This is a genomic window from Cyanobium gracile UHCC 0281, assembly GCF_034931305.1.
GTDB classification, from domain to species: Bacteria; Cyanobacteriota; Cyanobacteriia; order PCC-6307; family Cyanobiaceae; genus Cyanobium; species Cyanobium gracile_A.
The window spans coordinates 1-5,506 of sequence record NZ_JAYGHY010000098.1 but is presented as its reverse complement, the minus strand read 5'-3'; the positions used below and the strand labels follow the sequence as shown (position 1 = coordinate 5,506).

Sequence of the window (5,506 nt, the reverse complement as noted above, 5' to 3'; positions counted from 1 at the left end):
CCCCTGGCGTCCCCCCTGGATCTGGCCGGCCACAACCGGCTGGTGCCGCTGCTGGGCTGGAACGCCTGGCGCCGCCGCCGCGGCGAGGCCCTCGGCGATCTCGAGCCCGCCCGCTTCCGCCGCCTCACCCGGGAGCTGCTGCGCCGTCCCGGTGATGGCGGAAAATCGGAGCCGGCGCGCCCTGCGTCCCCCTGACCCCCACCTCCCCATGAACATCGACGGCAGGCCCTGGCGCACCATCTGGCTGGAGGAAGGCGGCCGCTCGGTGGGCGTCATCGACCAGACCTTGCTGCCGCACCGCTTCGTCACCCGCTCGCTCACCAGTGTCGAGGAGGCGGCCGAGGCGATCGTGACGATGGTGGTGCGGGGGGCTCCCCTGATCGGCGTCACCGGGGCCTACGGGTTGATGCTGGCCCTGCAGACCGATCCCTCCGACGCCTCCCTGGCCGCGGCCTTCGAGCGCCTCGATGCCACCCGCCCCACTGCCATCAACCTGCGCTGGGCCCTGGAGCGGGTGCGGGCCAAGGTGTTGCCCCTGGCGCCGCAGCAGCGCGCCGAGGCGGCCAAGGCCGAGGCGGCCGCCATCGCCGAGGAGGACGTGGCCATGTGCGAGGCCATCGGCGACCACGGCCTGCGCCTGTTCCAGGAGATCGCCGCCCGCCGCCCCGAGGAGCGCCGCGGCCAGCCCCTGAACGTGCTCACCCACTGCAATGCCGGCTGGCTGGCCACGGTCGACTGGGGCACGGCCCTGGCGCCGATCTACAAGGCGCACCGCTCCGGCCTGCCGATTCATGTGTGGGTCGACGAGACCCGCCCCCGCAACCAGGGGGCCAGCCTGACGGCCTTCGAGCTGGGCCGCGAAGGGGTGCCCCACACCGTGATCGTCGACAACGCCGGCGGGCACCTGATGCAGCACGGCCAGGTGGATGCGGTGATCGTCGGCACCGACCGCACCACCCGCACAGGCGATGTCTGCAACAAGATCGGCACCTACCTCAAGGCCCTGGCCGCCCACGACAACGGCGTGCCCTTCTACGTGGCCCTGCCCGGCTCCACCATCGACTGGTCGATCGGCGACGGGGTGAAGGAGATCCCGATCGAGGCCCGCTCCCCCCTGGAGGTGACCCGCATCGCCGGCAAGCCCGCGGCCGGGGAGCCCACCAGCGTGCAGCTGGTGCCCGACGGCAGCGACGGCTTCAACCCCGCCTTCGACGTCACCCCCGCCCGGCTGGTGACGGCCCTGATCACCGAGCGGGGCGTGGCGCCGGCCAGCGAGGCGGGCCTCCAGGCCCTCTACGCCGCCGCTTGATTCAGAGCGAGGGCCGCAGCAGGCTGATCGGTTCGCCGACGCCGTCGGGCTGGAGCGTCAGGGTGGAGTAGGTCCAGGTGCCGGCGCTCTGGCGGGCCTCCACGTAGAGGGTGCCGCTGCCTTTGGACCCCTGCAGGGGTATGGCCAGGTTGGCCTGGCCCGTGCCACCGGAGAGATTGACGCTGCCGGACACCAGCAGGCCCCCACGGATCGGCGTGCCCAGCCGGCTGATCACCACGGGATCCTTCTGGGCCTTGGCCAGGGCCTGCTGGTAGGGCGTGGTCGACTTGATCAGCCCGAACACCAGGCCGACGATCAGGGCGATGAAGCCGGCCAGCCCGGCCACCCCCGTGAGGCAGCCGGCCGGCACCAGCCATTTCCAGTTGCGTGCCCACCAATTGGGGGCTGGCTTGCTGTCCATGGGGTGACTCTGGTCGGGAACCCCTCAGAGTCCCTCGAAGCGGACGTTCAGGTTCAGCTGGTTGGGGCCGATGGCGGTGGCCTGCAGCACCAGGGCGGCCGCCTTGCCGTCAGCGGTGCCATCCACCTTGGTGCCCGAAGGGGGATCCAGCACCAGGTTGAAGCCCCAGGGGCCCACCACGGTGTTGATCTTGCGCTCGCTGTAGCCCTGCTTGGCCAGCGATGCCTTCACTTTGGCGAGCAGATCCTCAGGCTTGCCGGGCAGCTGGGTGTTGAGGCTGGTCTGGCCGATCGCATTGGCGGCGAACAGGCTGGCGGCGGGCTTGGGCAGCGGCAGCGCCAGGCCCTTGAGCAGCGATCCGGCCGGGGTGGCCAGGGCGGCCCCGCCGACCAGGGCGCCGGCTCCCACCAGCAGGGAGGTGGAGAGGGCCAGCAGACGGGGACGCCAGGGCATGGCTTGCTTGCGGTGTCGCAGGGACGTTACCCCGATTCAGCGGGGCTGGCTGCGGCGAGAATGCAACCCGTCGCCGCCGCCGCTTCGCCGCCATGGCCCAGGCCCAGTCAGCTGCGCCGCCGCCCAACTGGGTGGCCTCGCGCCATCCCCTCGGCTGGCTGATCGATCGGCTGCTGGCTATTGAGCCGCTGCGGCAGCTGCTGTTCCTGCAGGCCCGCCAGCTGATCATCCGCACCGCCGAGCGCCGCGGCATCGCCTGGCGGGCCCGGCGTGAGGAGCTGCTGCAGCAGGCCGAGCCCCTGCTGGCCAGCAGCACCGCCGCGGCAACGGCCACCCCGCCCTATTACCGGGCCCGGTTCCACGCCTACCAACAGGGGAACCTCTGCTGGCAGGCGGCGGGCGAGGCGGAGCAGGCCACCGACGCCATGGCCCTGAGGGTGTGGCCCGGCGAAACCCTGGAGCCCCAGGACGCCCAGCGGCGGCTGAGGGACGCGATCTTCGCGGCGATCGAGCCCAGCCTCAGCGGTCCGGTGCGCAGCGCCCTCGACATCGGCTGCTCTGTGGGCGTCGGCACCATGGCCCTCAAGGACTGGCTGGAGCGGCGCGAGGGCACAGGTGTCGCCGTCGATGGCCTCGACCTTTCCCCCCAGATGCTTTCGGTGGCAAGGGTCCGCGATCCCGAGGGCCGCATCCGCCGTTGGCATCACGCCGCCGCCGAAGCCACCGGCCTGCCGGCGGCCAGCGTCGAGCTGATCACGCTCCAGTTCGTCTGCCACGAACTGCCGGCAGAAGCCACCCGGGCGGTGCTGAAGGAGGCGGCCCGGCTGCTGCGGCCCGGCGGGGTGGTGGCCCTGGTGGATCAGGACCCCGATTCAGACGTGATCCGCCGGTTGCCGGCGCCGATCGCCACACTGCTCAAGAGCACCGAGCCCTACCTGGAGGACTACTTCGGCCTTGATCTGCCCGTCGCCCTGGAGCAGGCCGGCTTCCGGGACGTGCGCCGGGAGGCCTGCGACCCCCGTCACCGGGTGCTGGTGGCCGTGCGCTGAGGCCCCCTTGGGGTTCAGCCCCAGCCCACAAGGGCGATCTTGCCGATCGTGCTCCCGGTGGCCAGCTGGGCGTGGGCGATCGCCAGGTTGGCGGCGTTGATGGGGCTGAGGGTGCGGCCCAGGGTGGGGCTCAGCTTGCCGGCCTCGAACAGCTCGGCGAGGCGATCCAGGATCTCCCCCTGCCGTCCCATGTCGGCGGTCTGGAACTGGGAGCGGCTGAACATGAACTCCCAGGCGAATGTCACGCTCTTGGCCTTGAGCAGGTTGAGGTCGAGAGGGCGGCGGTTGCCCACGATCGCCACGATCGAGCCCAGTGGTGCGATGAGCTCGGCCATCACCTCCCAGTAGGCGTCGGTGTCGCTGAAGTTGGCGATCCGATCCACCGCCTCGAAGCCCAGGGCCGCCAGCTGGGGGGCCAGGGGCCGGTGGTGGTCGACCACGTGGTCGGCCCCCAGCTGCCGCACCCAGGCGGCGCTCTTGGGGCGCGAAGCGCTGGCGATCACCACCGCCCCGGCCCGGCGGGCCAGCTGGATGGCGATCGAGCCCACCCCACCGGCGCCGCCGAGGATCAGCAGGCTGGGGCCCTGCCCCCGTTCGCCGCTCGGATCGAGCCCGAGCCGCTCAAACAGGGCCTCCCAGGCCGTCAGCCCCGTCAGCGGCACACTGGCCGCCTCGGCCCAGGAGAGCCGCGCCGGTTTGCGGCCCACCAGCCGCTCGTCGACCAGCACGGCCTCGGCGTTGCAGCCGGCCCTTCCCGCATCGCCGGCGAACAACACCGGATCCCCCACCCGGAAGCGGCTCGCCCGCTCCCCGGTCGCTACCACCACCCCGGCGCCGTCCCAGCCCAGCTGCCGGGGCGGATCCTCCGTCCCCACGGCGGCCCGCAGCTTGGTGTCGATCGGGTTCACCGCCACCGCCTCGATCCGCACCAGCAGGTCGTGGGGGCCGGGGGTGGGCTCGGGCAGCTCCGTGTCCACCAGGGCTGGGGTGGCGAGAATCGCTCGCATGGCAGGCGGGTTCAGTAGCGGCAGTAGCCCACCTCCCCCTTCAGGGGCGGTTTGCAGGGGAAGCGCAGTGGCACGAAGATCCGGTTGCCGTTGGCCTCGTTGGTGAGGGTGATGTTGCCCTGGACGTAGAGCTCCCGGCGCCAGAGGCCCCCGAGCCGGTCGCGCAGCAGGTCGCTGCCGCTGGCGTCCTTGCCCTTGCCGGACACCTCCCGGTAGGTCATCGACTGGCCGTCCTTCCAGCGGATCGTCAGGCCGCCGGGGATCTGCTGATCCACGCAAGCCAGGGGCTTGTCGTTGTATTCGCAATCCTTCCAGCCGTCGCGGGGGATCTGGGGCGGCACCTTTTGGGCCAGGGCGGGGGCCGCCATCCCACCGCCCACCGCCACCTCCATCGCCAGCAGCAGGGGCAGCACCAGCGGCGAGCGCGCCAGGCAGGCCCACGGCTTCAAGACCTGGCGGCTGCGGCGGATGGACACGGGCAGCCCCTGGAGGATCGCTCCCCGTAGTCTCCCCCCAGAGTCCCCGTTTCGCTCCATGGCCGTGCAACATCGCTGGTCGGATGCCGCCGCCCGCGAGGCGATCGCCCGCTACGGCGTGCAGGGCGTCAGCGAAGACCTGGCCCTGCGCACCTACTCGGCCCGGCTGCTCGGGGCCGATCCCGAGCTGGTGCTGCACGGCGGCGGCAACACCTCGGTGAAAACCACCGTTCACGGGCTGCTGGGGGAGGCGATCCGGGTGCTGTGCGTCAAGGGATCGGGCTGGGATCTGGGCACGATCGAGCCGCCGGGCCATCCGGCGGTGCGCTTGGAGCCCCTGCAGGCCCTGCGGGCCCTGGAGTCCCTCAGCGACGAGGCGATGGTGGCGGCCCAGCGCCAGAACCTGATTGATCCGGCCGCCCCCAACCCCTCGGTGGAGGCGCTGCTGCACGCCTTCCTGCCCCACACGTTTGTGGATCACACCCACTCGATCGCCCTGCTGGCCCTGGCCGACCAGCCCGATGCGGCCGCGGTGTGCCGCGAGGTGTATGGCGATCGGGTGGCCCTGGTGCCCTACGTGATGCCCGGTTTTGCCCTGGCCAAGGCGGCGGCCCTGGCCTATGAGGCCGCGGCGGCGGCGGGCCACGAACCGGAGGGCATGGTGCTGCTCCAGCACGGCCTGTTCTCCTTCGGCGCCACCGCCGAGCAGAGCTACGACCGGATGATCGATCTGGTGCGGCGGGCCGAGGAGCGCCTGGCCCGGGGCGAGCGCTCGCTGCACGCCGTGGCCG

General features: G+C 72.1%; 8 protein-coding genes. 4 read left to right on the top strand and 4 right to left on the bottom strand.

Going from position 1 to position 5,506, the window contains the following annotated elements:
• Both VB739_RS16090 and mtnA read left to right on the top strand, forming a co-directional pair.
• Positions 1–195: hypothetical protein (locus VB739_RS16090; RefSeq protein ID WP_323358026.1), on the top strand; the 195-nt coding region annotated here is incomplete at its 5' end.
• A gap of 13 nt (positions 196–208) precedes the next feature.
• Positions 209–1,309, top strand: coding sequence for an S-methyl-5-thioribose-1-phosphate isomerase (gene mtnA / locus VB739_RS16085; protein WP_323358025.1), 1,101 nt, complete (start codon positions 209–211; stop codon positions 1,307–1,309).
• 1 nt (position 1,310) lies between these two features.
• Here mtnA and VB739_RS16080 read toward each other — a convergent pair whose 3' ends face one another.
• Together VB739_RS16080 and VB739_RS16075 are read right to left on the bottom strand one after the other, a co-directional pair.
• Complete coding sequence (locus VB739_RS16080; RefSeq protein ID WP_323358024.1) at positions 1,311–1,730, bottom strand: cytochrome c oxidase assembly factor Coa1 family protein; 420 nt, start codon at positions 1,728–1,730, stop codon at positions 1,311–1,313.
• Between the two features lie 24 nt (positions 1,731–1,754).
• On the bottom strand, positions 1,755–2,183 hold the full coding sequence (locus VB739_RS16075) for a hypothetical protein (protein ID WP_323358023.1): 429 nt from the start codon (positions 2,181–2,183) through the stop codon (positions 1,755–1,757).
• 92 nt (positions 2,184–2,275) lie between these two features.
• On the opposite strand from VB739_RS16075, the gene VB739_RS16070 reads away from it, so the two are divergent.
• A complete protein-coding gene (locus tag VB739_RS16070; protein ID WP_323358022.1) occupies positions 2,276–3,232 on the top strand; it encodes a class I SAM-dependent methyltransferase in 957 nt (318 codons plus the stop codon).
• Positions 3,233–3,246: 14 nt separating this feature from the next.
• Here VB739_RS16070 and VB739_RS16065 read toward each other — a convergent pair whose 3' ends face one another.
• Together VB739_RS16065 and VB739_RS16060 are read right to left on the bottom strand one after the other, a co-directional pair.
• A complete protein-coding gene (locus VB739_RS16065; protein ID WP_323358021.1) occupies positions 3,247–4,239 on the bottom strand; it encodes a zinc-binding alcohol dehydrogenase family protein in 993 nt (330 codons plus the stop codon).
• An 11-nt stretch (positions 4,240–4,250) separates the two neighbouring features.
• Positions 4,251–4,715: a hypothetical protein gene (locus VB739_RS16060; protein WP_323358020.1), complete on the bottom strand. Its 465-nt coding sequence runs from the start codon at positions 4,713–4,715 to the stop codon at positions 4,251–4,253.
• 58 nt (positions 4,716–4,773) lie between these two features.
• On the opposite strand from VB739_RS16060, the gene VB739_RS16055 reads away from it, so the two are divergent.
• On the top strand, positions 4,774–5,506 hold a 733-nt coding region (locus VB739_RS16055; protein WP_323358019.1), incomplete at its 3' end, for a class II aldolase/adducin family protein.